Raw genomic sequence first — 25,976 nt, 5'->3', positions numbered from 1 at the left:
TCCATCCTCACGCGGTCAGAGGCGTTCGAAGCCACGGGTCAGCTCCCAGTCCGTGACCGCGGCGTCGAAGGCGGCCAGCTCGACCCTCGCCTGGTTGGCGTAGTGGGCCACCACCTCGGCACCGAACGCCTCCCGGGCCACAGTGGACCCTTCCCAGAGGGCCAGGGCGTCGCGCAGGGTGCCGGGGACCCGCTCGGCCTCCGGGTCGTCGTACGCGTTGCCGGTGCACTCCGCACCCAGCTCAAGCTCGCCGTCGATGCCGTGCAGCGCCCCGGCGACCAACCCGGCGATCGCCAGGTACGGGTTGACGTCAGCGCCGGGCACCCGGTTCTCCACGCGCATGCCCTGCCCGTGCCCGACCACCCGCAGCGCGCAGGTGCGGTTGTCGACACCCCAGCGCAGCGCGGTCGGGGCGAACGATCCCGGCTGGTAGCGCTTGTAGGAGTTGATGTTCGGGGCGAAGAGCAGGCTGAACTCCCGCATGGTGGCCAGCAGCCCGGCGAGCACCCGTTGCCCGGTCTGCGACAGGTGCGCCGGTCCGTCGCCGAGCATCGCCGACGAGCCGGAGGAGTCCCGCAGTGAGAAGTGGATGTGGCAGGAGTTGCCCTCCCGCTCGTTCGGCTTGGCCATGAAGGTGATCGCCATCCCCTCCTGGGCAGCGATCTCCTTGGCGCCGTTCTTGTAGATGACGTGGTGGTCGGCGCAGGCCACCGCCTCGTCGTACCGGAAGGCGATCTCGTGTTGCCCGAGGTTGCACTCGCCCTTGGCGCTCTCCGGGGTGAGCCCGGCGCCGGCCATCTCGACGCGGATGCGACGCAGCAGCGGCTCCACCCGGGCGGTGCCGAGCAGCGAGTAGTCGACGTTGTACTGGTTGGCCGGGGTGAGGTCGCGGTAGCCACGCTGCCAGGCGTCCTCGTACGAGTCGCGGAACAGCACGAACTCCAACTCGGTGCCGGCGTACGCGGTCAGCCCGTGCTCGGCCAGCCGGTCCAGCTGCCGGCGCAGGATCTGCCGGGGCGAGGCGACCACGTCACCCGAGCCGTCGAGCCAGGTCAGGTCGGCCAGCAGCAGGGCGGAGCCGGGCTGCCAGGGCACCCGGCGCAACGTGGCGAAGTCCGGCACCATCGCGAAGTCGCCGTAGCCGCGTTCCCAGCTCGACATCGCGTACCCGTCGACGGTGTTCATGTCGACGTCCACGGCGAGCAGGTAGTTGCAGCCCTCGCTGCCGTTGGTCACCACCTGGTCGAGGAAGAAGGGCGCGTGGAACCGCTTGCCCTGCAACCGACCCTGCATGTCGACGAGGGCCAGCACCACCGTGTCGATCTCGCCATCGTTGATGGCGACCCGCAGTTGTTCCAGCGTGAGCGGAGCTTTCCTCATTCGCGGGCCTCCATCACCAAGGTCTACTGGCAAACCGGATCACCGTCAATGCCCCCGGCGGCACGTGCGGCAAACCCGACCGTCGGCCGGCGGGACGGCAGCACCGCCCGTCCCGCCGGGTGCCGATCAGACCGGGCCGTCGGCCCGCGCCGGGTCGGCCGCCACCGCGGTTTCCTCGACGGTACGAACCGGGCCGGTGAACCACTTGCGGGCCGAGACGTACCACCAGACGGCGACCACCAGTAGCACCCCGCCGACGGCGAGCGGCGCGTAGTTCACCGCCGACCAGGTGAACTCGTCGTTGCCGGGCACTCCGGCGGGCACGATCGGCAGCACGAAATAGACGGCGATGATCGCGATTTCGATCACCGCGATCCAGCCGAGCAGCTTGTACTTGCGGCCCAACGTCCACGGCCCCGGGACGAACCGGTCGCCCATCCTCAGTCGGAGCGCGATCGGAATGAGGAACGACAGGTAGAGCCCGAGCACCGCGACGGAGACGACCGCGTAGAAGGCGATCGGGATACCGGCGGAGCTTTCGTACAGCGCCGGCAGGGTCAGCACCAGGCCGGCCACTGTGGCGCCGATGATGGCGTTGACCGGGGTGCCGTTGCGGTCGACCCTCGACCACAGCCGCCATCCGGGTACGGCACGGTCCCGGCTGAACGCGTACGCCATCCGACTCATCGAGGTCACGCAGCTCATGCCGCAGAAGAACTGGCCGATGGTCGAGATGATGATGACGATCTTGAAGAAGACCGGGGTCAGCGCGGACTCGAAGATGGCGCCGGAGAAGCCGCCCGCGGCGTTGACCGCCTCGACATCGGTGGCCGCGAAGAGGAACGCCAGCAGCAGGATCCAGCCGCCGACCGCCGAGTAGAAGATCGACTGCCAGAGTCCACGGGCCGCGGCCTGGGAGGCGCCCCGGGTCTCCTCGGAGACGTGCGCGCAGGCGTCGAAGCCGGTGATCGTGTACTGGGTCAGCAGGAAGCCCAGCGGCAGCACGTAGAACCAGAACGTCAGCCCGCCGATGTCCCCGTCGCCGAAGCCGGAGTTGTTGAACCGCTCGGTGAACACGAACTGGAAGCTCTGGTGGTTGTCGGGCACGAAGACCAGGATGGCGACCACGACGGCCGCGCCGGCCACGTGCCACCAGACCGAGACGTTCTGGAGTACGTCGATGATCCGGTGTCCGAAGATGTTGATCAGCCCGTGCAGCACCAGGATGATCACGAAGAGGACGAACGCCTGACGCAGCGTCCCGGCCCAGCCGTCGAAGAGCGCCGACAGGGTGAGGTTGAGGAACGTCGCACAGCCGTAGTCCACCGAGGCGGTGACCGCCACCAGACCGATCAGGTTCAGCCAGCCGGTGAACCAGCCGTGCACCGGGCGGCCCATGGTGGCCGCCCACCAGTAGATCCCACCCGCGGTCGGGTACGCCGACACCAGCTCCGCCATGCAGAAGCCGATGATCAGGATGAACAGCGAGATCAGCGGCCAGCCCCAGGAGATGGCGACCGGCCCGCCGTTGTTCCACGCCTGACCGAAGGTGGTGAAACAGCCGGCCAGGATCGAGATGATCGAGAAGGAGATGGCGAAGTTGGAGAAGCCACTCCACTTACGGCGCAACTCCTGTTTGTAGCCGAGTTCGGCGAGCCGCCGGGCGTCGTCGTCCATCGGTTGCTCGGCGGTCGGCACGGGCGTCGTGGCCACTGCACACCTCCCTGAGGTGGTTCCGCGTGCGAGTGGGCAAAGTGTCGACCCAGCCGATCAAGGCGGTCAATACGTAGTCGGTGGGAATCTCACCGCCGTCGGGCTAATTGCGTTGCCGACCGGCCGCCCCGGCCGGCATCCTGGACCGGTGACCAGGCCCGACAAGGGCCCACCCCGGGCGCTCGGACCGCCCGACCCGGTGGCGCGGGGCACGCCTCTCTCTCACGTACGGCCATTCCGCCGTACCCGAAAAGTGCCCCGCGCCCCGCTCCCCCTCGTGATCAAGAGGTTTGCGTCAAATTTCCCGCCGTGCCTGACCGAAAGCTCTTGATCACCGCGGGAAAGGCGTGGGTCAGGTCAGGAGGAGGCCGGCTACCCAGAGGGCCGCGACCAGGAGGCCGGCCAGGAACTCCACCAGCATCGACAGGCCGGCGGCCTTCAGGGCCTGCACGGTCGAGGGCCACGCGAGCTGGTTACTGCCCAGCCGGAGCCGTTCGGCCGCCCACACCCCGGCGACGAAGCCGAGCACCAGGCCGACGACCGGCACCACGAAGAAGCCGATGATGCCGAGCACCCCGCCGGCGAGCAGCGTGGACGTCGGCACACCCGTGCGCTTCAGGTTCCGGCCCGGCCACGCGTACTTGATCACGGCGCCACCCCCGGCGACCACTGTGGCGGCGGCGAACACCGCCCAGCCACCCAGGCCGGCGCCGCCGAAGACCGCCCAGAGCAGCACGCCGCCCCAGCACAGCGGCAGCGCCGGCAGACCGGGCACCACCACGCCGGCCAACCCGGCCAGGATGGCCAGGCCGGCCACCACGGTCACCGCCGTCTGCGAGTCCGTCAGGTCCACGCCGCCATCCTTCGTCGCCACCCTTCGGACCGGTTCGGTCCCCCACTCACGCCAACGCTCCGCCGCGCAGCCGGGCGGTGATCACGTCGGCCGGGGCGGGCGCACCGAAGTATCGGCCCTGCCCGGTGTCGCAGCGCAGCGCCCGCAGCCGTTCGGCCTGCACTCCGGTCTCCACCGCCTCGGCCGTGACCCACAACTCCAGGGCGTGCGCCAACCGGACCAACGCGTCGACGATCCGTTCGTCGCGGTGGTCGGCGGCCACGTCGGTGCCGTCCGCGCGGATGCCCTCGACGAACGGACCGGCGAGCTTCAGGCAGTGGATCGGCAACCGGCGCAGGTACGCCAGGTTGGAGTACCCGGTGCCGAAGTCGTCCACGGCCAGCCGGACGCCGAGCGCGGCGAGCCGGTGCAGGCTGCGCAGGGGTTCGTCGGCACTGCCCATCACGGCGCTCTCGGTCAGCTCCAGTTGGAGCAGCTCCGCGGGCAGCCCGCTGGTCTGCAACGCGTCGGCGACGGTGTCCACGATGGCCGGTTCGTCGGCCTGCCGGGCGGCCAGGTTGACGCTGACCACCAGCCGGGCGTCGGGGAACTCCCGCCACCACCGTTCGGCGTCCTCGCAGGCCCGCCGCAGCACCCACTCGCCGAGTCGGACGATCAGGCCGGTCTCCTCGGCCAGGCCGATGAACCGGTCCGGCCCGATCAGGCCCAGCTCCGGATGCTCCCAACGGACCAGCGCCTCCACCGCGAGCATGGTGCCCTCCAGCAGCGACACGATCGGTTGGTAGTGCAGCACGAACTCGCCCCGCTCCAGTGCGGCGGGCAGCCCGGCGACCAGCGCCGCGCGGGCGATGTCCCGGGCGCCGCGCTCTGGGTCGTAGACCGCCCACCGGCCCCGGCCCGCCGCCTTGGCCCAGTAGAGCGTGGTGTCCGCCGCCTTCATCAGCTCCGACGCGCTGGTCTCCGAGGCCGGGCACTGCACGATGCCCACACTGGCCGAGACGGCCAACTGGTGCTCACCGACGTGGACCGGGGCCGCGACGGCGGCCAGCGCGGCCTCCGCGACGGCGACCGGGTCGTCGGTGTCGTCCCCTCCGTCGACGAGGATCACGAACTCGTCGCCGCCCATCCGGGCGACCAGGTGGCCGTGGTCGGCCACGCACGCGGCCAGCCGCCGGCCGATCATCACGAGCAGCCGGTCACCGAGGTCGTGGCCGAGACTGTCGTTGATCGCCTTGAAGCCGTCCAGGTCGAGGAAGCAGACCCCGACGCGCTGCCCGGTGCCCGCGGTGTCGAGCACCCGGCCCAACGTCTCGAAGAACAGCGTTCGGTTGGGCAACCCGGTCAGCGGGTCGTGCAGAGCCTGGAAGCGCAGCCGCTGCTGGAGTTCGTACCGCTCGGTGATGTCCTCGATCATCGCGACGGTGAATCGTGGCCGGCCGTCGTGCCGGATCAGCGATACGGCAAGATCCGTCCAGACCACCGTGCCGTCCTTACGGTGGTAGCGCTTCTCCACCCGGGCGGCGTCGTGCTTTCCCTCGATCAGCTCCTGGTAGAGCTCCCACATCCCGGCGGCGTCGTCGGCGTGGAACAGCGCCGCCACGTTGATCTCGCGCAACTCCTCGATCGAGTAGCCGAGCATGTCGGCGAACGCCTGGTTGACGTCCATGATCCGACCGTCCACGCCGGCGATCCCGATCCCGATCGCGGCGCCGGTGAACACCGCCCGGAACCGTGCCTCGCTCTCGCGTAGCGCCTGCTCGACCTCGTCGCGCGCCTGCCAGGCGGACCGGGCGATCCGCTCCTGCTGGCTGAACGTGCGGTCGCGCAGCGCACGGGCGAACCCGGCGGCCAGCCCGCCCTGCACCGCCGCGATCCGGTCGGCGAGGTCGGCCGGCCGGTCACCGTCGCCCAGCACCCGACGCCCGAAGGTCGCGCCGAGCGCGTGCAGCGTCCACTCCAGGGCCTGCGGCTCGGTGAGGTGCGCCTCCACCAGCGCCCGCCCGACCTCCTCGGCCGGGTAGGCGCTGAACGGCTCCGCCCGTACCGCCTGGGCCAGCCGGATCGTGTGCGCCAGCAGCAGCCGCTCGGTCTCGGCCACGCTGAGCGGCACGAAACCGAGCCGGCGCACCGCGCGGGCCCAGTCGGCGGCGTACCCCTGGGCGTCCGCCCGGCCGGAATCGACCCCGGCGGGGTCCCGGCCGGAATCGACCCCGGCGGGGTCCGGGACGGCGGCCACGAGATCAGCCGGCGGGCTGGTCGTACCGGGCGACGCCCCCGAAGGCGCCGAACCGCTCCGGGCGCTCGTCCACGTCGGACGGTGAGTCCGGGCGCCAGAGCGGCATGTGCACCACGCCCGGTTCCAGGACGGTCCAGTCGCCGAAGAAGCCGGTGACCTGAGCGCGGGAGCGCAGGGTGATCTCGGTGGCGGTGCGGGCGGAGAGGCGCTGGGCGTCCAGCATCTCCTGCGGCTGGTCCTCGAAGGTGGAGTGGGAGACGACCAGGAAGCTGCCCGGCGCGGCCGCGGCCCGCAGGGTGGCCAGGATCGCCTCGGGCCCGTCGGCGTCCGGGATGAAGTGCACCACCCCGGCCAGCAGGATGCCCATCGGACGACTGAAGTCGATCAGCCCGAGCTGTCGGGTCTCGGTGAGGATCCGCTCCGGCTCCCGCAGGTCGGCGTGGATGACCCCGGTCAGCTCGTTGCCAGCCAGCAACTCCCGGCTGTGCGCGACAGCCACCGGGTCGATGTCGACGTACACGACGCGGGCCTTGGGGTTCACCCCCTGCGCCACCTCGTGCACGTTGCCCACGGTGGGAATTCCGGAGCCGATGTCGAGGAACTGGTCGATGCCGGCGTCGAGCAGCACCCGGACGGCCCGACGCAGGAACTCCCGACCGGAGCGCATGGTGGCGGCGAGATTCGGGGTCATGCTGGCGATCTGCTCCGCCAACTGCCTGTCGATCTCGAAGTTGTGCGCTCCACCCAGAAAGTAGTCGTACACCCGGGCCGCGCTCGGCCTGGTCAGATCGATCTCGGTCGGCAGTCCGTCCGGCATCAGCGTGCTCCCCAGTTCATCGCCGCGGCGCGGGACGGCACCGGCGTCGGGGCGCGCAGCGGGCACGCGTGGGCACCGGTCGACCCGCGGGTCGTGTGGTGTGGACCACTCTAGGCGGCTGACTCCAGCAACAGCGAGATGCCTTGACCAACGCCGATGCACATGGTGGCCAGAGCCCGGCGGCCGCCGCGACGGCGCAGCTCCAGGGCGGCGGTCAACGCCAGCCGCGCGCCACTGGCGCCGAGTGGGTGCCCCAGCGCGATGGCGCCACCGTTCGGGTTGACGTGGTCGGCGTCCACGGGCAGCCCCAGCTCCCGCAACACCGCCACGGACTGCGCGGCGAACGCCTCGTTCAACTCCACCACGTCCACAGCGCCCACCTCGACGCCGACACGGTCGAGCAGCTTGCGGGTGGCCGGCACCGGGCCGATCCCCATGATCCGGGGCGGCACACCGGCCGCCGCCGCGCCGACGATCCGGGCCAGGGGCGTCAGACCGTACCGGGCGACAGCCGCCTCGCTGGCCACCAGCAACGCGACAGCGCCGTCGTTGACGCCCGAGGAGTTGCCGGCGGTCACCGTGCCGCCGTCGCGGAACGGGGTGGGCAGTGCGGCCAGCTTCTCCAGCGAGGTCTCCCGGGGGTGCTCGTCGACCTCGACCAGCCGGGTCTCGCGACGACCGGCCGGCACGGACACCGCCACGATCTCCTCGGCGAACCGGCCGTCGGCCTGCGCCTTGGCCGCACGCTGCTGCGACCGGTACGCGAAGGCGTCCTGCTCGGCCCGGCTCACGCCGTACTCGGCGGCCACGTTCTCCGCCGTCTCCGGCATCGAGTCGACCCCCCACCCGTCACGCATCAACGGGTTCACCAACCGCCAGCCAAGGGTGGTGTCGTACACCTCCGCCGAGCGGGAGTACGCCGACGTCGCCTTCGGCATGACGAACGGTGCCCGGCTCATGCTCTCCACCCCGCCGGCGATCACCAGCTCCGCGTCCCCGGCGACGATGGACCGGGCGGCGGTGGCGAGCGCGTCCAGGCCCGAGCCGCAGAGCCGGTTGACAGTGCTGCCCGGCACCTCCTCGGGCAGGCCGGCCAGCAGCGCCGCCATCCGGGCCACGTTGCGGTTGTCCTCGCCGGCCTGGTTGGCGCAGCCGAGCACGACGTCGTCGACTCGCGCCCAGTCCACCGACGGGTGGCGGGCGACCAGTTCCCGGATCACGTGCGCGGCCAGGTCGTCGGGGCGGACGCCGGCCAGCGCGCCCGCGTACCGGCCGATCGGGGTGCGGACACCGGCCACCAGGTATGCCACGGTCATCGCGAGTCCTTAGGGGGTGCAGACGGCGGGGGTGGGGCACGCCCACGGGTCACGAGGGCTGCCGGCCGCCAGGATATCCGCGCCGGCAGCGGATAGGTTGACGGCATGGCCCGGGCCCAGTTCAGCGCAGAGACCAGCGGCGGCGGAGCGTTCGTCCGCCAGCCGAACCGGTTCACCGGTCGGGTCACCGCCGACTCCACCTCGCCACCCGGCGGCGGCCCTGACGAGCAGGACCGCTGGCCGCTCGAGGCCGGCCGTTACCGGCTTATCTGGTGCCGGGCCTGCCCGTGGGCGCACCGGGCGAGGATCGTGCGTGGCCTGCTCGGGCTGGACGACGCGATCTCGCTGGGCACCGTCGACCCGATCCGGGACGAGCGGGGCTGGGCGTTCGCCCTCGACCCGGACGGCTTCGACCCGGTCCTCGGCGTGAGCTTCCTGTCCGAGGCGTACCTGGCCACCGACCAGGACTACACCGGCCGGGTGACAGTGCCGGCGCTCGTCGACACCCTGACCGGTCGGGTGGTCACCAACGACTATCCGCAGCTCACCCTCGACTTCTCCACCGAGTGGCGGTCGCTGCACCGTGCGGGGGCGCCGGACCTGTACCCGGTAGGGCTGCGCCCCGAGATGGACGCGCTGATGGCCGAGATCCACACCGACGTGAACAACGGCGTCTACCGGTGCGGGTTCGCCACCTCCCAGCAGGCGTACGACGAGGCGTTCCGGGCGCTCTTCGCCCGGCTGGACGCGCTCTCCGAGCGGCTGTCCGGGCAGCGCTACCTGATGGGCGACGCGATCACCGAGGCGGACGTGCGGCTGTTCACCACGCTGGTCCGCTTCGACGCCGCGTACCACGGGCACTTCAAGTGCAACCGCAACAAGCTGACCGAGATGCCGGTGCTCTGGGCGTACGCCCGGGATCTGTTCCAGACGCCGGGTTTCGGCGAGACGGTGGACTTCGACCACATCAAGCGGCACTACTACGGCACGCACCGGGAGATCAATCCCAGCGGCATCGTGCCACTCGGGCCGGACGAGTCCGGCTGGAGCACGCCGCACGGGCGTGGCTGAGCCGGGTCGGCCGGCCACCCCGACCGTGCCGAGGGCCCGTGGCGACGTCGCCCGTCGGGTCGCCGGGTCCGCGGCGGCCGGCTGCACGCTGGCCGGTGCGGTGGCGGTGACGCTCGCCGTGGTCGCCGGTCCCGGTCCAGGGTTCACCGGGTACGTCAGCGAGGCGGGCATCGCCGGCAGCGCCCACGCCGCGACGTACCGGATCGGGATCCTTGCCCTTGCCGGCGCGTTGCTGCTGATCGGCGCGGCGCTGCCCCCCGGGGTGTGGGCGGCGGCCCCGGCGCTGCTCGCCACCGGGGCCGTGTTCACCGCCGTGTCCGGGGCGGTGACCTGCTCCGGCGGCTGCCCGTTGCCGCCGTTCGAGCGCGCGACGGCGGCCGACCTGGTGCACGGCGGCGCGAGCATCGCGGCGACCGCGTCGGTGGTCTTCGCCATGATCACGCTGGCCGTCTCCGGGCCGGCCGGCCGGACGGTGCGTCGGCTGGCCGGCATGGCCGCCGCGCTGGCACTGCCGCTCTGCGCCACGGTGGGGCTGGCGATGCTCGTGATCGGTCGAGGCCCGGTGGTGGGGGTGCTGGAACGGCTGATCCTCGCCCTGGCGGTGCTGTGGGGCCTGAGCACCGCCACCGCGCTGGCCCTGTGTAAGGAGCCTCACGCCGTCCGGTCCTTCCGATGAGCGGGAATCGGCGTATCGTCGGCCAGCGATGACCAATGTCTGGGGCCTCACTGTCCGCCTGTATGTCGATCTCCGACTGCAGGCCAGTGGCATCTGTCCGGGCTAGCCGCGTTCCTACGCCTGCCCCGATCGGACCGGACAATTGGATACATCCTCATGCCCTTCAGCCTGCGCAAAATTCCCTTCTCCGTGCAGATCCTGCTCGGCCTCGTGCTCGGCGTCGCACTGGGCTTCCTTGCCCGCAGCAACGACCTGAGCTGGCTGACCAGCACCCTGCACACCGTCGGTAGCCTCTTCGTCCAACTGCTCAAGCTGGCCGTGCCGCCGCTGGTCTTCACCGCCATCGTGGTCAGCGTGGTCAGCCTGCGCGGCGTCGCCAACGCCGCCCGGCTCGCCGTCAAGACCCTGATGTGGTTCGGCATCACCGCGCTGATCGCGGTGAGCATCGGCATCGGCCTCGGCCTGCTGACCAACCCGGGCAAGGGCGTGACCCTCGACCTGGGTGGCGCGGCGCCGCCGAAGAACACCGGCTCGTGGACCGACTTCCTCACCGGCATCGTGCCCACCAACCCGGTCGGCGCGTTCGTCGAGGGCAACGTCCTCCAGATCGTCTTCCTCGCCGTCGTCATCGGTGCCGCGGCCCTGCTGGTCGGCGAAGCCGCCGAACCGTTCGTGGCGCTGAACCGCTCCCTGCTGGAGATCGTCCAGAAGGCGCTCTGGTGGGTCATCCGACTCGCCCCGATCGGCACCCTCGGCCTGATCGGCAACGCCGTCGCCTCGTACGGCTGGGACCTGCTGGCCCCCCTGGCGAAGTTCACCACCGCCGTCTACGTCGGCTGCGCCATCGTCCTGTTCGTGGTCTACCCGCTGGTGCTGATCCTGGCCGGCCGCCTCAACCCGCTGCGCTTCTTCGCCGGCGCCTGGCCGGCGATCGAGCTGGGCTTCGTGTCCCGCTCCTCGGTCGGCACCATGCCGGTGACCCAGCGCTCCGTCGAGCGACTCGGTGTGCCCCGCGAGTACGCCTCGTTCGCGGTGCCCTTCGGCGCCACCACGAAGATGGACGGTTGCGCCGCCATCTACCCGGCCCTCGCCGCGATCTTCGTGGCCCAGGTGTTCGGCGTTGACCTCGGCATCGGCGACTACCTGCTGATCGCCTTCGTCTCGGTGGTCGGCTCGGCGGCCACCGCCGGCCTGACCGGCGCGATCGTGATGCTCACCCTGACCCTCAGCACGCTGGGCCTGCCGCTGGCCGGCGCCGGCCTGCTGCTGGCCATCGACCCGATCCTGGACATGATCCGCACCGCCACCAACGTCGCGGGGCAGGCGCTGGTGCCGACAGTGGTCGCCGCCCGCGAGGGCACTCTCGACCGCGTCGCGTACGAGTCCGCCGGCCGGCGTGACCTGACCGATCCGGAGCCGGTCGCCGACACCCGGCCCGAGCTCACCCCCGTTCCTGCCTGACCGATTCACCAGTACGGCGACGGGCCCCTCTCCCCGGGGGCCCGTCGCCGTGTCGGAGAGGATGACCCCATGAGTTCCCTGTTCACCCCCCTGGCCCTGCGCGGGGTCACAGTGCCCAACCGGATCGCCATGGCGCCGATGTGCCAGTACTCCGCCGGCCCCGACGGCCTGCCCACCGACTGGCACCTGATCCACCTCGGCAGCCGCGCGGTCGGCGGCGCCGGCCTGGTGCTGACCGAGGCGACCGCCGTACTCCCCGAGGGCCGGATCAGCCCGCAGGACACCGGCCTCTGGTCCGGTGCGCACGTCGACGCCTGGCGACCGGTGACCGCGTTCGTCGCGGCCCACGGCGCGGTGCCGGCAGTGCAGCTCGCGCACGCCGGCTTCAAGGCCTCCACCTACCGGCCGTGGGCACCCGAGCGCGGTGGTGTGCCGGACGCCGAGGGCGGCTGGACGCCCGTCGCCCCCGGCTCGGAGCCGTTCACCGCCGACTACCGGACGCCGACCAGCCTCGACGAGGCCGGCATCGCCGGTGTGGTCGAGGCGTTCGCGGCCGGCGCCCAACGCGCGCTGGACGCCGGCTTCGCCGCCGTGGAGATCCACGCCGCCCACGGCTACCTGCTCAACGAGTTCCTGTCGCCGCTGACCAACCACCGCACCGACGCGTACGGCGGCGACCGGGCGGCCCGGATGCGGCTCACCCTGGAGGTGGCCCGCGCGGTGCGCGCCGCGGTCGGCGAGGACGTGCCGGTGCTGACCCGGATCTCCGCCACCGACTGGGTCGAGGGCGGCTGGACGATCGAGGACAGCGTGGTGCTCGCCGGTGAGCTGGCCGGCGTCGGCGTCGACCTGGTCGACGCGTCCTCCGGTGGGGTGAGCACTGACCAGCGCGTCCCGCTCGGCCCGGGTTACCAGGTGCCGCTGGCCGCCCAGATCCGCCGCGAGGCCGGCGTGCCGACCGGCGCGGTGGGCCTCATCGTGGAGCCCGAGCACGCCGAGCAGATCGTCGCCAGCGGCGAGGCCGACCTGGTGCTGCTGGGTCGGGAGTTGCTGCGCGACCCGTACTGGCCGCACCGGGCCGCCGCGAAGCTCGGTGTCGCGTACTCCGGCCCCGCCCAGTACGCCCGCGCCTCCTGATCCCGACCGGTCGGGCGGCCGCCGCGTGAGTGGCCGCCCGACCGTCGGTCAGCCGGCCAGGTGGGACCAGTCGCCTTCCAGGTCCTGCCAGGTGCCCTGGGCGGCCACCGTGCCGCCGAGCAGCACCACCACGTGGTCGGCCCGGACCAACGCGGCGCGCTTCGCGGTCGAGCCGACAACTGTCACCCCGTGGCCGCGCAACGCCTGCCACAGCGCCAGCTCGGTGGTGACGTCCAGCGCCGACGACACGTCGTCGGCGACCAGCAGTTCGGTACGCGGGGCCAGCGCCCGGGCCAGCGCCAACCGCTGCAACTGCCCGCCGGAGAGCCGGGTGCCCTTGTGCCCGATGAGCAGGCCCAGCCCACCACCGGCGGCGGCCAGGTCATGGTCGAGCTGGGCGGTGCTGACCGCCCCCGCCGCGTCCACCTGGTGCCCGAGGGCGATGTTGTCGGCCACCGTGCCGGAGAGCACCCGGGGCAACTGACCGACGTAGCCGACCTGGTTGGGACGCAGGAACAGCTCCGGCTCGGTGACCGGGTCACCGTTCCAGGCCAGTTCGCCGGTGTGGTGCACGATCCCGGCCAGCCCGCGCAGCAGCGAGGACTTGCCCGACCCCACCGGCCCGACGACAAGCACCAACTGCCCCCGCTGCACGGTCAGGTCCACGTCCCGGACGGCCACCGTGCCGTCGGAGTGCACCACCCCGAAGCCGCGCAGTTCCAGCCGCCGCAGCGGATGCCGGGGCGGCATGGTCGGCGCGGGCGCCGTCCCGGCGGTCAGGTCGACCTCCGGCACCCCCGCGGAGTACGCGCTCACCCCGGTCATCGCCGCCGTGCGCCGGGTCCAGACCCGCGCCGAGGGCAGCTGCGAGATCAACGACGCCGTCGTCCAGGCGAACCAGCGGGCCGCGCCCAGGGTGGAGACGGCCACCAGCACCGCCCCGGCGGAGAGCGAGCCGTTCAGGTAGAGCGCCCAGGCGCCGATCGGCAACAGCCCACTGGCCATCGACGGTGTGGAGCGCGCCCACACCTGGACCGAGATCTCCCGCCGCTGCCGGTCGCTGCGCAGCACGTCCAGGCCCGCCAGGTGGCGCAGCACCGCAGTGGTCGCGCCGGCGAGCTTCACCGTCCGCGCCGCGGACAGCACGGAGACCAGCGCCGTGGCGAAGGAGGCCCGCGCCGCCACCGTCGCCCGGGCCGCATGCTCCAGCTTCGGCCCGAACAACGTCGCGGCCAGCCCGGAGACGACCATCGTGCCGAGGAAGAACAGCCCGGGTACGACGCTGCCGGTGACCGCCGTCATGGCGACCACGAGCACCAGCGCGACGGTCTGGTCCAGCACGTTGTCGGCGAGCTGGACCACCCGTTCGGTGTCCCCGCCCTGCGCCACCACCTCGGCGGGGGTGTGTGAGCTGACCCGGCGCGGCCCGGTCTGGCCGTGCACCAGGCGAAGGCCGATCCGCAGCATCTGCCGCACCCACCACTGCGGGAACCAGACGTGGGTGTAGAACGGCAGCGGCAGGGTGATCAGCAAACCGGCGACGATCCCCACCGCCGGCAGGTACGGGTTGCCCGTCCCGTCGACCAGGTCCGCCCAGAGCCAGGGCAGCACCGGGCCGTCCAGCCCGAGCAGGCTGAGCCCGAGGAACAGCACGATCGCGGCCGCACCGTACCGGGGATCGTTGGTGCAGAGTCGGAAGATCTCCCGCAGCGTCCGGGCCGGCGGCACCGGCGGCAGCGGCGGCGGGTCGGCCCGGGTCGGCCCGACCGCACCCTGCGTGCCGTCCGGCGGTGTCGCCCGCGCGGTCTGCCCATTCGGCTCGCCCCGCGCGGGTGCCGGCTCGCTCGGCCAGGGGTCGGCCGGGCCGGGCCCGACCAGCAGGTCGGTGCCGACGCCGGTGCGACCGGCCGGCGCCACCGTCGCGTACGCGGCAGCGTGGCTGGTCGCCAACAGTTCGGCGAAGCGCGTTGACGACTCCAGCGGACCGGCCTCGACCACCGCACCGTCGGCCAGGACGACCACCTCGTCACAGCGGCGCACCGAGGAGAGTCGGTGCGCGATGACGATGCCGATCCGGTCGCGCAACAGGCGTTCGGTGGCCCGCTGCACCCGCGCCTCGGTGACCGGGTCCAGCCGAGCGGTGGCCTCGTCGAGGATCACCACGTGCGGCTCCCGGACCAGGATCCGGGCGAACGCCACCAACTGCTCCTGACCGGCGGAGAGCACGTGCCCGCCCTCCCCCAGCCGGGTCGTCAACCCGTCCGGCAGCTCGGCGATCCAGCCGGCCAGGCCCAGCTCGTCGAGCGCCCGAGCCGCCGCGTCGAGCAACTCCGGGTCGAAGAGCGCCACGTTCTCGGCGAGCGTGCCGGCCAGGATCTCGGTGCGCTGCGGCACCAACGCCACCCAGCGGCGCAGCTGCTCGACGTCGAGGTCGCACAGGTCGGTGCCGCCGAGGAAGACAGTGCCCGGCGGCACGTCGACCGCCCGGGTGAGCACCTTCGCCAGCGTCGACTTGCCCGAACCGGTCCGCCCGATCAGCGCGTACGAACGACCGCGCGCGAAGGTGAGGCTGAGCCCGCGCAGCGCGGCCCCCCGGTCACTCTCCCCGTACCCGAATGTCAGGTCCCGAATGCGCAGGTCACCCTCGCTCGGGCTGGCCCCGCCGACCGGCTCCTGCCGGGCCTTGTAGAGCAACTGCACCCGCGCCCACGCGCCGAGCGCCTCCTGGATCTCCGGCACCATCCGGCTGACGTGTTCCGCGGTCGCCCCGAAGGCCAGGGCGAGCAGCCAGATGGCGGTCAGCCGGGCGGCGTCGATCCGACCGGTGGCCAACGCCCAGGCACCGCCGAGCACCACAGCGCCGATGCCTGCCCGGATCGTCGCGGTGGCCACCGTCGCCACCCGGGCGGACAGCACCCAGACCACCAGGCCACGGGACAGCACGGCGGAGGCCCGCCGGGCGTACAACCGCAGCACGTACGGCCGCGCCAGACTCGTGCGTACGTCGTCCTGGCCGTGCACCGCCTCCTCCATCACGGCGGCCAGGTCGGACCACGCCTCCTCCTCGGCCATCCGGGCCGGGCCGATCCGCGCCGTGGGTCGGCGCAGGCCGACCGCGAGCACCACGGTGAGCAGCAGCATCGCGATCCCGGCCGGCCACCACACGAACACCGCCACGACCATCGACAACAGACCGACGCAGAGGCCCTGGGCGAGCCGGGTGCCCTGGTTACGAATTGCCGATGCCACCTGATAGACGTCCCCGTCGATCCGGTCCAGCAACTCGCCCACCGGAGTGGTCTCCAGGGTGGGCAGGTCCTGCCCGAGAGCGACGCGGCAGAGCCGGCGACGCACGTCGGCGGACCAGTCCGCGGTCAGGCCGGCCATCAGCAGACTCACCGCGAGGTCGCTGAGGACCACGGCAACCAGGGCTGCGGCCAGTACGGCGAAGAAGCCAGCCGAACGGTGCACCAGCACCGCGCCGGCCAGCGCCGACGCACCCGCCTGCCCCGCAGCGCCCAGCACGATCAGGACGGCCACGATCGTCACACGACGGGTCGAAGTGCCCCACAGATCACGGAGCAGGCGCATGAAAGTCCTCCGGGACGTGGGTGGCGGAGACCTCAGCCTGCCGGCACCAACCCGTCAACTCAACCGATTTTCCGGCCTCTGAGCTGGGCGTCCGCCCATTCCACAATCCGGTGGCCACGTCGACCACCACGTGACGCACGGCCCGGCCCGGCGGCATGATGACGATCGACTCGGTTTTCCTGAGGTGGGGGTGTCAGACCGCCCCGGAGACCGCGATATCACTGAAGCAGAGTGGATCAGTCCGGCCAGTGGTTCGGCCAGCACATGGATCCTCCGCCGTCGCCGACGACGGGTCAGGGCCGATCCGGCCTGGACTGGTTCGACGTCGTCAGGAAGTCTGCGGGCACGCCGGCGTTGATCAGCCGTTCGCGCATCCGGTCCAGGGAGCCCGGTGTCCAGTCCGGGTATGCGGAGAGGAACAGCAGCCGCTGCGCCGCGTCGCGGTCGACTCGTGCCGCCTCGATCGACGCCTCGACTGTGCTGGCCGCGGCTTCCCAGTCGCCGACACCAGCCGGGCTGTCGACCGTGCCGACGCGACTCAGCCGTGTCGAGGCAGCGAGAACCAGCGTGATGACGGCGATCAGGCCGCCAGCGACGGTGAGGCCCGGGAGCAGCCAGGCGGGAGCGGCTGACCAGTAGGGGTCGGGAGTGAGGGCGCTGTGCACGGTGGCGGCCGGGCCGCTGGTGTCGACGTGTGGGCGTAACGTGCGTACGAGGTTGCCGTACAGAGCGATGGCAGGTGCCGCCAGCACGAGCAGGGCGGTGGCCGTCAACGCGCTCACGGTGGCCCGGTGCGCGGGGTGCGTTGGGCGGACTCGTCGCATCGTCGTCACGGCCAACAGCCATCCGGTGATCAGCCCGAGGGCCGCGCCGGCGATTGTCAGGGCCGGCACCACTGGCGAATCGGCGGCCCAACCGGCCAGCCTCACGACGCCGTCCGCACCGACGAACCCGCCGCTGACCTCGATGACCAACCCGCGCGACTCGGCGGTGAAGCGGGCGTATCGGCTTGGAAGGTAGCTGACGGCCTTGTCACCGGGATACAGCACGCTCGCCTGGTCGTCGGTGACCGTCAACGGGGAGACTGACCAGCCGGCCGCGGCGTAGCGCTGCCGGGCCTGGGCGGAATCCCAACCGGTGGCCAGCGTGGTGTCGGCAGCGAATCTTGCCGCCGTCCGAGGGGACGTCTCACGCGAAACGACCGGCGCCTCGTCGACGCCGGTGGCCCGCCGGCTGAGGTCGGCCAGCGTTGCCTCGCTGGGCAGGTCGGCCACGGCACGCGTACTCAGCCATGAGCCGGCTGCGGCACCGAAGGCCCCTACCAGCAGCGCGATGAGCACCACGGCGGCCACCGTGACGGGACGGCGGTCGGGAAGCGCAAGCCACCGACGCGCCCCCGTGACGGTCAGGCGCACCGTGTGACCGATGGTGGACCAGGAGATGCTCATCCGCCTGTTCCTGCCGGGTGCTGCGGTCTGCCGAGCGGTCTACTCAACACCCCTCACACAGTACGGATGCTCTTACTTAACGTCCATTGGGCGGGCGTGAAAAGCATCGGGTCGTGGCGTCGTGGACTGCTTCGCGCACGGGGCGACGTTAAAGGCACCATTCGCGATTGAGCGGCTCGGAGTCGTTCGCCGGCCACCGAATGCCAGGGCCAGCGAACGACTCCGAATTGGCTGATGAAGCAGCCGGTCAGAATTAATTAGCCCGCCGAGGTGGCGGCGTGGTTTTGGCGGCAGACCCCGCAGTAGGACACGGAGTTGACCACGAAGGAGAACGATCCCCTGTCCTGACCGGGGCTGACCGCCGTCGCCGACCCGCCAGCGTTCTCACAGCGGTTCTGGTTGGCACTGAGGGTCAGGTTGGTGCCGTTGCTCATCGATCGCGTCCCGGTCGGCATGTTGACGCACCAGACGGACGTGCCCGTGGGCGAGATGTTCTGGATCAGGGAACCGGAGAAGTTCGCGCCCGTCCAGTTGCAGAATCGTCCCGAGCTACATCGGGCCAGCGCCGAGTTGCCGTCGGCTTGAGCGGCCGCCGGAACAGCCAGCGTGAACGAGGCGGTGGCTGCGACCGCGAGCGTGGCGAACAGTTTCTTGGTCATACTTTTCCCTCCCACGATAGGCGAAGGGGCATGACGGCCAAGCGGGCAGCAAGCCTCGCGAGTGATCCCCAAGAACGTTCCCCCGCTCAGGATCACACCCCGTTATCGAACCATAATCTTCGATGGCAACCGGGGCAACAATTGGCGGGAACTAATCCTGCAACTTCCACGGGCCGTGAGCCAACCCGCAACCGGTCAGAAGAGGACGGTGGCCAGGGTGCCGATCGGCTGGAAGCCGCAGCGCTCGTAGACACGGCGGGCCGGGAGGTTGAAATCGTTGACGTACAGGCTGACGGTGGGGGCGACCCGCAGCAGCGCGTCGCGGACCACGGCTGCCATGGCGGCGGTGGCGATCCCCCTGCCTCGCCACTCCGGTGCGACCCAGACGCCCTGGATCTGGGCCGTCCGCTTGGTCACCACGGCCAGCTCGGCCTTGAACACGACCTTGCCGTCGATGACGCGGGCGTACGCGCGACCGGTCCGGACCAGGTCGTTGACCCGCCGGCGGTAGCTGCGGCCGCCGTCCTCGGCAAGTGGGGAGACGCCGACCTCTTCGGTGTACATGGCGACTGCCGCCGGGAAGAGCCGGTCGACCTCGCCGGAGCGAACCTGGCGTACCTCCGGATCGGCCGGTACGGGCGGCAGCGTGTCGGTGACCAGCAGTGGCTGATTGGGGCGGACGTCTCGCGCTGGCCCCCACGTGTCGGAGAGGCGGTCCCACAGCCCGAGGACGGCATCGGCGCGGCCGACGATCGAGGAGCAGAGCCGCTCCTCGCCCGCGAGCAGGTCGGCGAAGGCAGCCACCGCGGCGTCACTGGCCAGCACCGGGGTCAGGTTGCCGCCGAGCCAGCAGAGTGATTCGAGGTTGCGGCGGGCCCCGTACCCCAGGATTCTGCCTTCGGCCCGCCACCAGGAGAGTCCGCGCGCGGCGATCCGCTCGGCGACCTGCGCGCCCGCGAACGGGTCATGGTCGAGCAGTCGCTCGACCGCGCGGCGCTCCGATTCCCCCAGTTGGCGTACCGGCACCGTCAGCACGACTATCAGCCTGCCAGATCGACCCCCCGCTCCGCCGGTCGAGTGACGAGGCCGGCACCGGTTCTGCGGGCCGGGTCCGTCCGGCCCACCGGACGACCGGGGGAACCAGGGCACCGAGCAGGAGAAACAGGGCACCGAGTACGAGCCAACCAGGTACGCCCCAGCCGAGTGCAAGGCTGGTCACCACGACCGGTGCGAGCATCTTGCCCAGTTCGTAGCCCATGCCGTAAGTCCCCTGGTACTGCCCCTGGGCGTCCGCTGGTGCCAGCCCGAAGGAGATCCCCCAGCCGGCGGCGGAGTGCCACAGCTCCCCGGTGACGTGCGCGAGTGACCCGAGGCCGAGCAGGCCCACCGCGCCGGCGGCGGGCACCGCGCCGCTGGCGGCGAAGAGTACGCAGGCCAGGGCGATGGCCACGCCCGCTCGACGGGCGGCGCGGGCGGCTCCGGGCAAGGTGGCGGCGGTGCCCGCGGCGCGTACCTGAAGGAGCACGACCATGACGGTGTTGACCAGCGTCAACGCGGAGATCATCCAGGCGGGGGCCCGGGTGTGGCCGGCGATCCACAGCGGCAGCGCGATGGTGAGCAGGCTGAAGTGCATCGACATCAGGCCGTCGACCACTGTGAAGGCGAGGAACGGGCGGTCCCGTAGAGCGACCAGCCGAGGGCCGTGCGTCGGGGCGGCGACCGGGGCGACGGCGGGCAGTCGAAGGAAGACCACCGCTGCGGCCAGTGATGTCGCCGCCGAGGCCAGGATCAGCGCGACGTAGCCGGTTCGGGTGTCGGCGGCGATGGCGAAGCCGCCGAGGACGGCGCCGACGGAGATCCCGACGTTGGTGGTGGCTCGGAGGTAGGCGCGGGTGCGGACCCGCTGGTCGGCCGGGATCGCTCCGGCGATCAGCGCGCCGCGGGCACCGCGCTCGACCGCGTCGGCGAGCGCGGTCGCCGCTCCCACCAGCACGAACGTGGGGAACGACCGGACGGCGATCAGGCCGATTGTCAGCGTGCCGGCGACGAACAGCGCGCCGACCTGCACACCGCGTGGGCCGACGCGATCGGCCAGGTAGCCGCTCGGGGCACTGGCCAGGACACCGACCAGGGCAGAGATGGTCAACCCGATGCCCACCTGGGTGGCCGACAGGCCGACCGAACGGGTGAGGAAGAGCGCGCTGGCGACGAGCCAGAGGCCCCGCCCGACGGTCTTGACCAGCGTGCCGAGGGTGAGGACCCGGGCCGGACCCGGCGGGGGAAGCAGGCGCATGACCGATACCCTAACAAGACGTACGTACGGTTTGGTAGATCAGGGTTGTCGACGATGCATTGCCGATATATCGTTGATGCATCAGCGATAGTCCTACGGAAGGAAGAACCCGATGAGGTTCCACCGACAGCACCACCCGATGCACGAAGCCCGGATGCGCGGGTTCGGCTTCCCGCCGGTCCCGCCCGGGCCGCACGGCCACGAGCACGGACACGGCGGCCCCTGGGGCGGCCGGGGCCGTGGACGGGGTCGGGGCCGACGCCCCAACGTCCGAGCCTCCGTGTTGGCCCTGCTCACCGAGCGGCCGATGCACGGCTACGAGATGATCCAGGAGATCGACTCCCGCACCGGCGGTGCGTGGCGGCCGAGCCCCGGCTCGATCTACCCCACCCTCCAGCTACTGGAGGACGAGGGCGTGATCGTCGCCAGCACCGAGGAGTCCGGTGGTGGGCGGAAGCGGTTCACGGTCACCGAGGCCGGTCAGGCGGAGGCGACCGAGGCCGCGCAGACCCCGCCGTGGGCGGACGTCGCCCAGGGCACGGTGAGCAGCTGGCACGACATCCGTGACTCCGGCGCGCAGGCGATGAACGCGCTGCGTCAGGTGATGATGAACGGCACCGACGACCAGCGTGAGCGGGCCGCCCAGGTGCTCGACGAGACCCGACGCAAGCTGTACGCGATCCTCGCCGAATCCGAGTGACGCCAGGCCGCACCACGCCCAGCAAGGCACAGCACAGCAAGGCACGGCCCTGCACGGGCATGGCACGGGCAGCACAGCGCGAGAGCGCAGGATCAGCACGAACGAAAAGCGGCCGTTCCCCGCACGGGGAACGGCCGCTTTTTCCGAATGGAAAATCAGTGCACGGTGACGGTCGGGCCGGTGACCAGCCCGCGCAGCTCCTCGGGGAGCTCGGCGCCCATCTCGTCGGCGATCCGCAGCGCCTCCTCGATCAGCGTCTCCACGATCTGCGCCTCGGGCACCGTCTTGACGACCTTGCCCTTGACGAAGATCTGGCCCTTGCCGTTGCCGGAGGCGACACCGAGGTCGGCTTCCCGGGCCTCGCCCGGACCGTTGACCACGCAGCCCATGACGGCGACCCGCAGCGGCACCGGCAGCCCTTCCAGGCCGGCGGTGACCTCCTCGGCGAGCTTGTAGACGTCCACCTGGGCCCGGCCGCAGGACGGGCACGAGACGATCTCCAGGCCCCGCTCGCGCAGACCGAGGGACTCCAGGATCTGGTTGCCGACCTTGATCTCCTCGACCGGCGGGGCGGACAGCGACACCCGGATCGTGTCGCCGATCCCCTCGGCCAGCAGTGCGCCGAAGGCGACCGCCGACTTGATGGTGCCCTGGAACGCCGGCCCGGCCTCGGTGACGCCGAGGTGCAGCGGGTAGTCGCACTGCTCGGCGAGCTGCCGGTACGCCCGGATCATCACGACCGGGTCGTTGTGCTTGACCGAGATCTTGATGTCGCGGAAGCCGTGCTCCTCGAACAGCGAGCACTCCCACAGCGCCGACTCGACCAGCGCTTCGGCGGTGGCCTTGCCGTACTTGCTCAGCAGGCGCTTGTCCAGCGACCCGGCGTTGACGCCGATCCGGATCGGCACCCCCGCCGCCCCCGCGGCACGAGCGATCTCCTTGACCTTGTCGTCGAACTGCCGGATGTTGCCCGGGTTGACCCGGACCGCCGCGCAGCCGGCGTCGATCGCCGCGAAGACGTACTTGGGCTGGAAGTGGATGTCGGCGATCACCGGGATCTGGGACTTCTTGGCGATCGCGGGCAGCGCCTCGACGTCGTCCTGGGACGGCACCGCCACCCGGACGATCTGGCAGCCGGACGCGGTCAGCTCGGCGATCTGCTGAAGGGTCGCGTTGATGTCGGAGGTGAGGGTCGTGGTCATCGACTGCACGGAGACCGGCGCACCACCACCGACCGGAACCGAACCGACCATGATCTGGCGGCTGGCCCGACGGGGAGCGAGCGGCGGGGGCGGCACGGCGGGCATACCGAGACTGATTGCGGTCACTTCAGGCACTCACCTTGAGAAGAGCGTGATGGGGTTGACGACGTCCGCGGCGATGGTCAGCAGCGTGAACGCGCCACCGATCAGGATCACCACGTACGTGAAGGGCATCAGTTTGAGGTAGTCCACCCGGCCGGGGTCGGCCCGGCCGATCCGCCCGTAGACCCAGGAGCGGGCCCGTTCGAACCAGGCGATGGCGATGTGGCCGCCGTCCACCGGGAGCAGCGGCAGCAGGTTGAACACGCCGATGAAGAAGTTCAGCGACACGAAGAGCATGAAGAAGACCAGCCAGGCGTTGTTCTCCACCGCCTCGCCGCCGAGTCGGCTGGCGCCGACCACACTGATCGGGGTGTCGACGTCCCGCTCGCCGCCGGTGAGGGCGGTCCACAGGGCGGGGACCTTCTGCGGGAGGCGCTGGAGCGCCTGGGCGGTGCCGACGGCCAGCTGACCGGTGAAGTCGGCGGTGGCGCCGAAGGCGCCGACCGGGCCGTACGTCACGCGGGTGGGCGTGCTGGGGACGAGCCCGACGCCGAGCGCGGCCACCGGCGCGGCGGCACCCTTGGGGTCGTTCAGCGGCGGACGCTGGGTCTGCGCGAGAACCGTGCTGGTGGTGCCAGGCTGCCCGTCGCGGACGTACGCGATCTGCGCGGTGTCGCCCGGCTTGAGCCCGCGCAGCGTGGTGAGCAGGTCGCCGTAGGAGTTGATCGGGGTGCCGTTGACGGAGGTGATCCGGTCCCGGTTGCGCAGTTGCGCCTGGGCGGCCGGGCTGGCCGCGTCGGCCGGGGTGCACGCCCGCACCGCGTTCTCCGGAACCACGCACTCACTGAGCTGGATGACGGCGGGCTCCTGGCGGGCCTGCGCGTCGGTGGTCGGGAAGTCGGGGTTGGGCAGGCCGGCGGAGACGGCGAGGATCCAGATGGTGACCAGAGCGAGCGCGAAGTGCGTGATCGACCCGGCGGCCATCACGATCGTCCGCTTCCACACCGGGTAGCGCCACATCACCCGCGACTCGTCGCCCGGCTCGACGTCGTCGTCCTGCGGGGTCATCCCGACGATCTTGCAGAAACCGCCGAGCGGAATGCCCTTGACGCCGTACTCGGTTTCGCCGCGCTTGAACGACCAGATGGTGGGGCCGAAACCGACGAAGTACTTGGTGACCTTCATCCCGAACATCTTGGCGGTCAGCAGGTGCCCCGCCTCGTGCAGACTCACCGAGATGAGAATGGCCAGGGCGAAGAGGACCACCCCGAGCAGGTACGACATCAAGCTCCTTCCACCGAACCCGCGATGATCTCCTGCGCGTGCGCGCGTGCCCACGACTCGGCCGCGAGCACGTCCTCGACGGTACCTGGTTCGTCGAAGTCCGGAGCCTCCTCCAACACGCGTTCGAGGGTGTCGACGATGCCGAGGAACGGCAGCCGGCCCGCCACGAACGCGGCCACGCACTCCTCGTTCGCCGCGTTGTAGATCGCCGGGCGGCTACGCCCGGCCTCCCCGGCGGCCTTGGCCAGCGCGACGGCCGGGAACGCCGCGTCGTCGAGCGGCGCGAACTCCCAGGTGTGCGCGGCCGTCCAGTCGACGGCGGTGGCGGCCCCGGGCACCCGGTCCGGCCAGCCGATGCCGAGCGCGATCGGCAGCCGCATGTCCGGTGGGCTGGCCTGGGCGATCGTCGACCCGTCGACGAACTCGACCATCGAGTGGATCACCGACTGGGGGTGCACCATCACGACGATGTCGGCGTAGGGCACGTCGAACAGCTCGTGCGCCTCGATCACCTCAAGCGCCTTGTTGACCATGGTCGCCGAGTTGATCGTGACGACCGGCCCCATGTTCCAGGTCGGGTGCGCGAGCGCCTGCTCGGGTGTGACCTGCGTCAACTCGTCGCGCCGTCGACCCCGGAACGGGCCGCCGCTGGCCGTGACGATCAGCCGACGCACCTCGCCGCGCGAACCGGAGCGCAGACACTGGGCCAGCGCCGAGTGCTCCGAGTCGACCGGAACGATCTGCCCCGGCCGCGTCACCGCGGCCTTGACCAGCGGGCCGCCGGCCACGAGCGACTCCTTGTTGGCCAACGCGAGAGTACGACCACCGCGCAGCGCGGCCAGCGTAGGAGCGAGGCCCAGCGAGCCGACCACGCCGTTGAGCACGATGTCGCACGGCCACTGCGCCAGCTCGGTCATGGCGTCCGGGCCGGCCACGATCTTGGGAAGCTTGAAGTCACCGGTGGCCCACCCGCGCCGGCTCGCCTCGGCGTAGAACGCGAGTTGCAGATCCTGCGCGGCGGAGGCCTTCGCCACCCCGACCGCCTCGACGCCCAGCTCCAGGGCCTGCGCGGCGAGCAGTTCGACGTTTCCGCCACCGGCACCCACGGCGACCACCCGGAACCGGTCCGGGTTGCGCCGGACGATGTCGATGGCCTGGGTGCCGATCGAGCCAGTGGACCCGAGCAGAACAAGGTCGCGGGGGGAAGTCACCCGGCCATTCTTCCCCACTGCCGCTGTACGCCCGCTGGGAGCCTCAGCCTTCCCCGCCCGACTCCTCCTCGTCTAGCAACTCGGCCGGGTCGATGGAGAATTCGAACGGCTCCCGCATCGCGAAGGTGCTCCCTGCCGCAGCGGCGGCCAACGGCCGGTACTCCCCGTCGACCAGCTCCAACAGCGCCATGGTCGGCACCCGGTTGCGGAGGTCCACCCGGAGGAAGAACGGCACTCCGACAGCGGCGTACTCCCTGGGCCTGTCGATCACGTCCTTGCGCCGATTCCCTGGAGACACGATCTCCCCCAGCAGCACCGCCTCGGCGATGGGAACCGTCGTGCGGCCACCACCTGATTTGCGCAGCACAACGATGTCCGGGGTGAAGAGATCATCCCCGGAGATGACGTTGATCTCCGGATAGACCCAGAATCCGGCCTTCCGCGCAGCGCGGTGCAGCACGTAGGGCAACTCCCGCTCGACCGACTGATGATCGATTCCCCCGTGTGGTGTCACGATCACGCTTCCGCTCAGGACCTCAACCTTGGGGCCGTTGGTCTCCGGCAACAGGTCGAGGGCGAGCTGCGCAGTCCAGGGTTCGTCGTGCCACCGCAGCACGTCGAACGACGGCTCGGTGTGCTGCGGCGCCGGCTCCGGCGCGAACGCGGCCTGGGCCATCCGGGCTCATCCCCTCAGCGGGACATTCTGCTCAGCTCAGCCTAGCCACCGCAGCCCAAAATGTGCGTCATCGCACGCCCAGTCCGACGTGTGCCATCCCTTCCAGCAGCGCTCCCGCTGCCGATAGGCCGATGAGGCGGCAGCCCCGGT

20 protein-coding genes are annotated in these 25,976 nt (G+C 71.3%); 5 read left to right on the top strand and 15 right to left on the bottom strand.

Annotated features, from left to right (window positions below; all coding sequences use genetic code 11):
- Nucleotides 1-15 precede the first annotated feature (15 nt).
- The 6 genes from GA0070561_RS13345 to pcaF form a co-directional block, all read right to left on the bottom strand.
- Entirely contained in the window at nt 16-1,380 is a 1,365-nt protein-coding gene (locus GA0070561_RS13345) for a glutamine synthetase family protein (RefSeq protein ID WP_091400352.1), read from the bottom strand.
- A 126-nt stretch (nt 1,381-1,506) separates the two neighbouring features.
- Complete coding sequence (locus GA0070561_RS13340) at nt 1,507-3,093, bottom strand: amino acid permease (RefSeq protein WP_091400351.1); 1,587 nt, start codon at nt 3,091-3,093, stop codon at nt 1,507-1,509.
- Nucleotides 3,094-3,445: 352 nt separating this feature from the next.
- Nucleotides 3,446-3,946 carry a DUF456 domain-containing protein gene (locus GA0070561_RS13335; protein WP_091400349.1) on the bottom strand — a complete coding sequence of 167 codons (501 nt, stop codon included), beginning with the start codon at nt 3,944-3,946 and terminating at the stop codon, nt 3,446-3,448.
- A gap of 46 nt (nt 3,947-3,992) precedes the next feature.
- Nucleotides 3,993-6,182, bottom strand: a complete 2,190-nt coding sequence (locus GA0070561_RS13330) for a putative bifunctional diguanylate cyclase/phosphodiesterase (protein ID WP_091400348.1) — start codon at nt 6,180-6,182, stop codon at nt 3,993-3,995.
- A gap of 4 nt (nt 6,183-6,186) precedes the next feature.
- Complete coding sequence (locus GA0070561_RS13325) at nt 6,187-6,999, bottom strand: SAM-dependent methyltransferase (RefSeq protein WP_091400346.1); 813 nt, start codon at nt 6,997-6,999, stop codon at nt 6,187-6,189.
- Nucleotides 7,000-7,109: 110 nt separating this feature from the next.
- The gene (gene pcaF / locus GA0070561_RS13320) at nt 7,110-8,315 is read right to left on the bottom strand and encodes a 3-oxoadipyl-CoA thiolase (protein ID WP_091400345.1); all 1,206 of its coding nucleotides are present in this window, start codon (nt 8,313-8,315) and stop codon (nt 7,110-7,112) included.
- A 105-nt stretch (nt 8,316-8,420) separates the two neighbouring features.
- On the opposite strand from pcaF, the gene GA0070561_RS13315 reads away from it, so the two are divergent.
- The 4 genes from GA0070561_RS13315 (at nt 8,421) to GA0070561_RS13300 (ending at nt 12,660) form a co-directional block, all read left to right on the top strand.
- Nucleotides 8,421-9,386, top strand: coding sequence for a glutathione S-transferase family protein (locus GA0070561_RS13315; protein ID WP_091400344.1), 966 nt, complete (start codon nt 8,421-8,423; stop codon nt 9,384-9,386).
- The gene (locus tag GA0070561_RS13310; RefSeq protein WP_141710371.1) at nt 9,379-10,062 is read left to right on the top strand and encodes a DUF998 domain-containing protein; all 684 of its coding nucleotides are present in this window, start codon (nt 9,379-9,381) and stop codon (nt 10,060-10,062) included. The genes GA0070561_RS13315 and GA0070561_RS13310 overlap by 8 nt, the downstream gene beginning before the upstream one ends.
- Before the next feature lie 168 nt (nt 10,063-10,230).
- On the top strand, nt 10,231-11,523 hold the full coding sequence (locus tag GA0070561_RS13305; protein ID WP_181539392.1) for a dicarboxylate/amino acid:cation symporter: 1,293 nt from the start codon (nt 10,231-10,233) through the stop codon (nt 11,521-11,523).
- A 69-nt stretch (nt 11,524-11,592) separates the two neighbouring features.
- Nucleotides 11,593-12,660, top strand: a complete 1,068-nt coding sequence (locus GA0070561_RS13300) for an NADH:flavin oxidoreductase/NADH oxidase (RefSeq protein WP_091400341.1) — start codon at nt 11,593-11,595, stop codon at nt 12,658-12,660.
- Between the two features lie 48 nt (nt 12,661-12,708).
- Here GA0070561_RS13300 and GA0070561_RS13295 read toward each other — a convergent pair whose 3' ends face one another.
- From GA0070561_RS13295 to GA0070561_RS13275, 5 genes are all read right to left on the bottom strand, one after another.
- Complete coding sequence (locus tag GA0070561_RS13295) at nt 12,709-16,251, bottom strand: ATP-binding cassette domain-containing protein (protein ID WP_091400339.1); 3,543 nt, start codon at nt 16,249-16,251, stop codon at nt 12,709-12,711.
- A gap of 293 nt (nt 16,252-16,544) precedes the next feature.
- A complete protein-coding gene (locus GA0070561_RS13290) occupies nt 16,545-17,699 on the bottom strand; it encodes a hypothetical protein (protein WP_091400337.1) in 1,155 nt (384 codons plus the stop codon).
- A 257-nt stretch (nt 17,700-17,956) separates the two neighbouring features.
- Nucleotides 17,957-18,358 carry a peptidase inhibitor family I36 protein gene (locus tag GA0070561_RS13285; protein WP_091400336.1) on the bottom strand — a complete coding sequence of 134 codons (402 nt, stop codon included), beginning with the start codon at nt 18,356-18,358 and terminating at the stop codon, nt 17,957-17,959.
- Between the two features lie 195 nt (nt 18,359-18,553).
- The gene (locus tag GA0070561_RS13280; RefSeq protein ID WP_091400334.1) at nt 18,554-19,393 is read right to left on the bottom strand and encodes a GNAT family N-acetyltransferase; all 840 of its coding nucleotides are present in this window, start codon (nt 19,391-19,393) and stop codon (nt 18,554-18,556) included.
- Nucleotides 19,323-20,651: an MFS transporter gene (locus tag GA0070561_RS13275; protein WP_091400333.1), complete on the bottom strand. Its 1,329-nt coding sequence runs from the start codon at nt 20,649-20,651 to the stop codon at nt 19,323-19,325. The genes GA0070561_RS13280 and GA0070561_RS13275 overlap by 71 nt, the downstream gene beginning before the upstream one ends.
- Before the next feature lie 112 nt (nt 20,652-20,763).
- Here GA0070561_RS13275 and GA0070561_RS13270 point away from each other — a divergent pair, with 112 nt between their 5' ends.
- Complete coding sequence (locus tag GA0070561_RS13270; RefSeq protein WP_091400331.1) at nt 20,764-21,351, top strand: PadR family transcriptional regulator; 588 nt, start codon at nt 20,764-20,766, stop codon at nt 21,349-21,351.
- 155 nt (nt 21,352-21,506) lie between these two features.
- On the opposite strand, the gene ispG is transcribed toward GA0070561_RS13270, so the two are convergent.
- From ispG to GA0070561_RS13250, 4 genes are read right to left on the bottom strand one after another with little or no spacing between them, the layout of a single operon-like run.
- Complete coding sequence (gene ispG / locus GA0070561_RS13265; RefSeq protein WP_091400329.1) at nt 21,507-22,679, bottom strand: flavodoxin-dependent (E)-4-hydroxy-3-methylbut-2-enyl-diphosphate synthase; 1,173 nt, start codon at nt 22,677-22,679, stop codon at nt 21,507-21,509.
- Nucleotides 22,680-22,688: 9 nt separating this feature from the next.
- Nucleotides 22,689-23,939 carry a M50 family metallopeptidase gene (locus GA0070561_RS13260; RefSeq protein ID WP_091400327.1) on the bottom strand — a complete coding sequence of 417 codons (1,251 nt, stop codon included), beginning with the start codon at nt 23,937-23,939 and terminating at the stop codon, nt 22,689-22,691.
- Nucleotides 23,939-25,150 (bottom strand): 1-deoxy-D-xylulose-5-phosphate reductoisomerase, encoded by a 1,212-nt coding sequence (gene dxr / locus GA0070561_RS13255; protein WP_091400326.1) that lies wholly within the window; start codon nt 25,148-25,150, stop codon nt 23,939-23,941. The genes GA0070561_RS13260 and dxr overlap by 1 nt, the downstream gene beginning before the upstream one ends.
- Nucleotides 25,151-25,193: 43 nt before the next feature.
- Nucleotides 25,194-25,826, bottom strand: coding sequence for a Uma2 family endonuclease (locus tag GA0070561_RS13250; RefSeq protein WP_091400323.1), 633 nt, complete (start codon nt 25,824-25,826; stop codon nt 25,194-25,196).
- Nucleotides 25,827-25,976: the final 150 nt, after the last annotated feature.

This window comes from Micromonospora saelicesensis (assembly GCF_900091575.1).
GTDB classification, from domain to species: Bacteria; Actinomycetota; Actinomycetes; order Mycobacteriales; family Micromonosporaceae; genus Micromonospora; species Micromonospora saelicesensis.
The sequence above is the reverse complement of the archived record's forward strand: the minus strand, read 5'-3'. Positions and strand labels throughout refer to the sequence as shown.

Coding starts and splice junctions, on each gene's coding strand:
- GA0070561_RS13345 (WP_091400352.1), bottom strand. CDS start 1,380: ATGAGGAAAGCTCCGCTCACGCTGGAACAACTGCGGGTCGCCATCAAC.
- GA0070561_RS13325 (WP_091400346.1), bottom strand. CDS start 6,999: ATGCCGGACGGACTGCCGACCGAGATCGATCTGACCAGGCCGAGCGCG.
- pcaF (WP_091400345.1), bottom strand. CDS start 8,315: ATGACCGTGGCATACCTGGTGGCCGGTGTCCGCACCCCGATCGGCCGG.
- GA0070561_RS13315 (WP_091400344.1), top strand. CDS start 8,421: ATGGCCCGGGCCCAGTTCAGCGCAGAGACCAGCGGCGGCGGAGCGTTC.
- GA0070561_RS13300 (WP_091400341.1), top strand. CDS start 11,593: ATGAGTTCCCTGTTCACCCCCCTGGCCCTGCGCGGGGTCACAGTGCCC.
- GA0070561_RS13295 (WP_091400339.1), bottom strand. CDS start 16,251: ATGCGCCTGCTCCGTGATCTGTGGGGCACTTCGACCCGTCGTGTGACG.
- GA0070561_RS13290 (WP_091400337.1), bottom strand. CDS start 17,699: ATGAGCATCTCCTGGTCCACCATCGGTCACACGGTGCGCCTGACCGTC.
- GA0070561_RS13285 (WP_091400336.1), bottom strand. CDS start 18,358: ATGACCAAGAAACTGTTCGCCACGCTCGCGGTCGCAGCCACCGCCTCG.
- GA0070561_RS13275 (WP_091400333.1), bottom strand. CDS start 20,651: ATGCGCCTGCTTCCCCCGCCGGGTCCGGCCCGGGTCCTCACCCTCGGC.
- GA0070561_RS13270 (WP_091400331.1), top strand. CDS start 20,764: ATGAGGTTCCACCGACAGCACCACCCGATGCACGAAGCCCGGATGCGC.
- GA0070561_RS13260 (WP_091400327.1), bottom strand. CDS start 23,939: ATGTCGTACCTGCTCGGGGTGGTCCTCTTCGCCCTGGCCATTCTCATC.
- GA0070561_RS13250 (WP_091400323.1), bottom strand. CDS start 25,826: ATGGCCCAGGCCGCGTTCGCGCCGGAGCCGGCGCCGCAGCACACCGAG.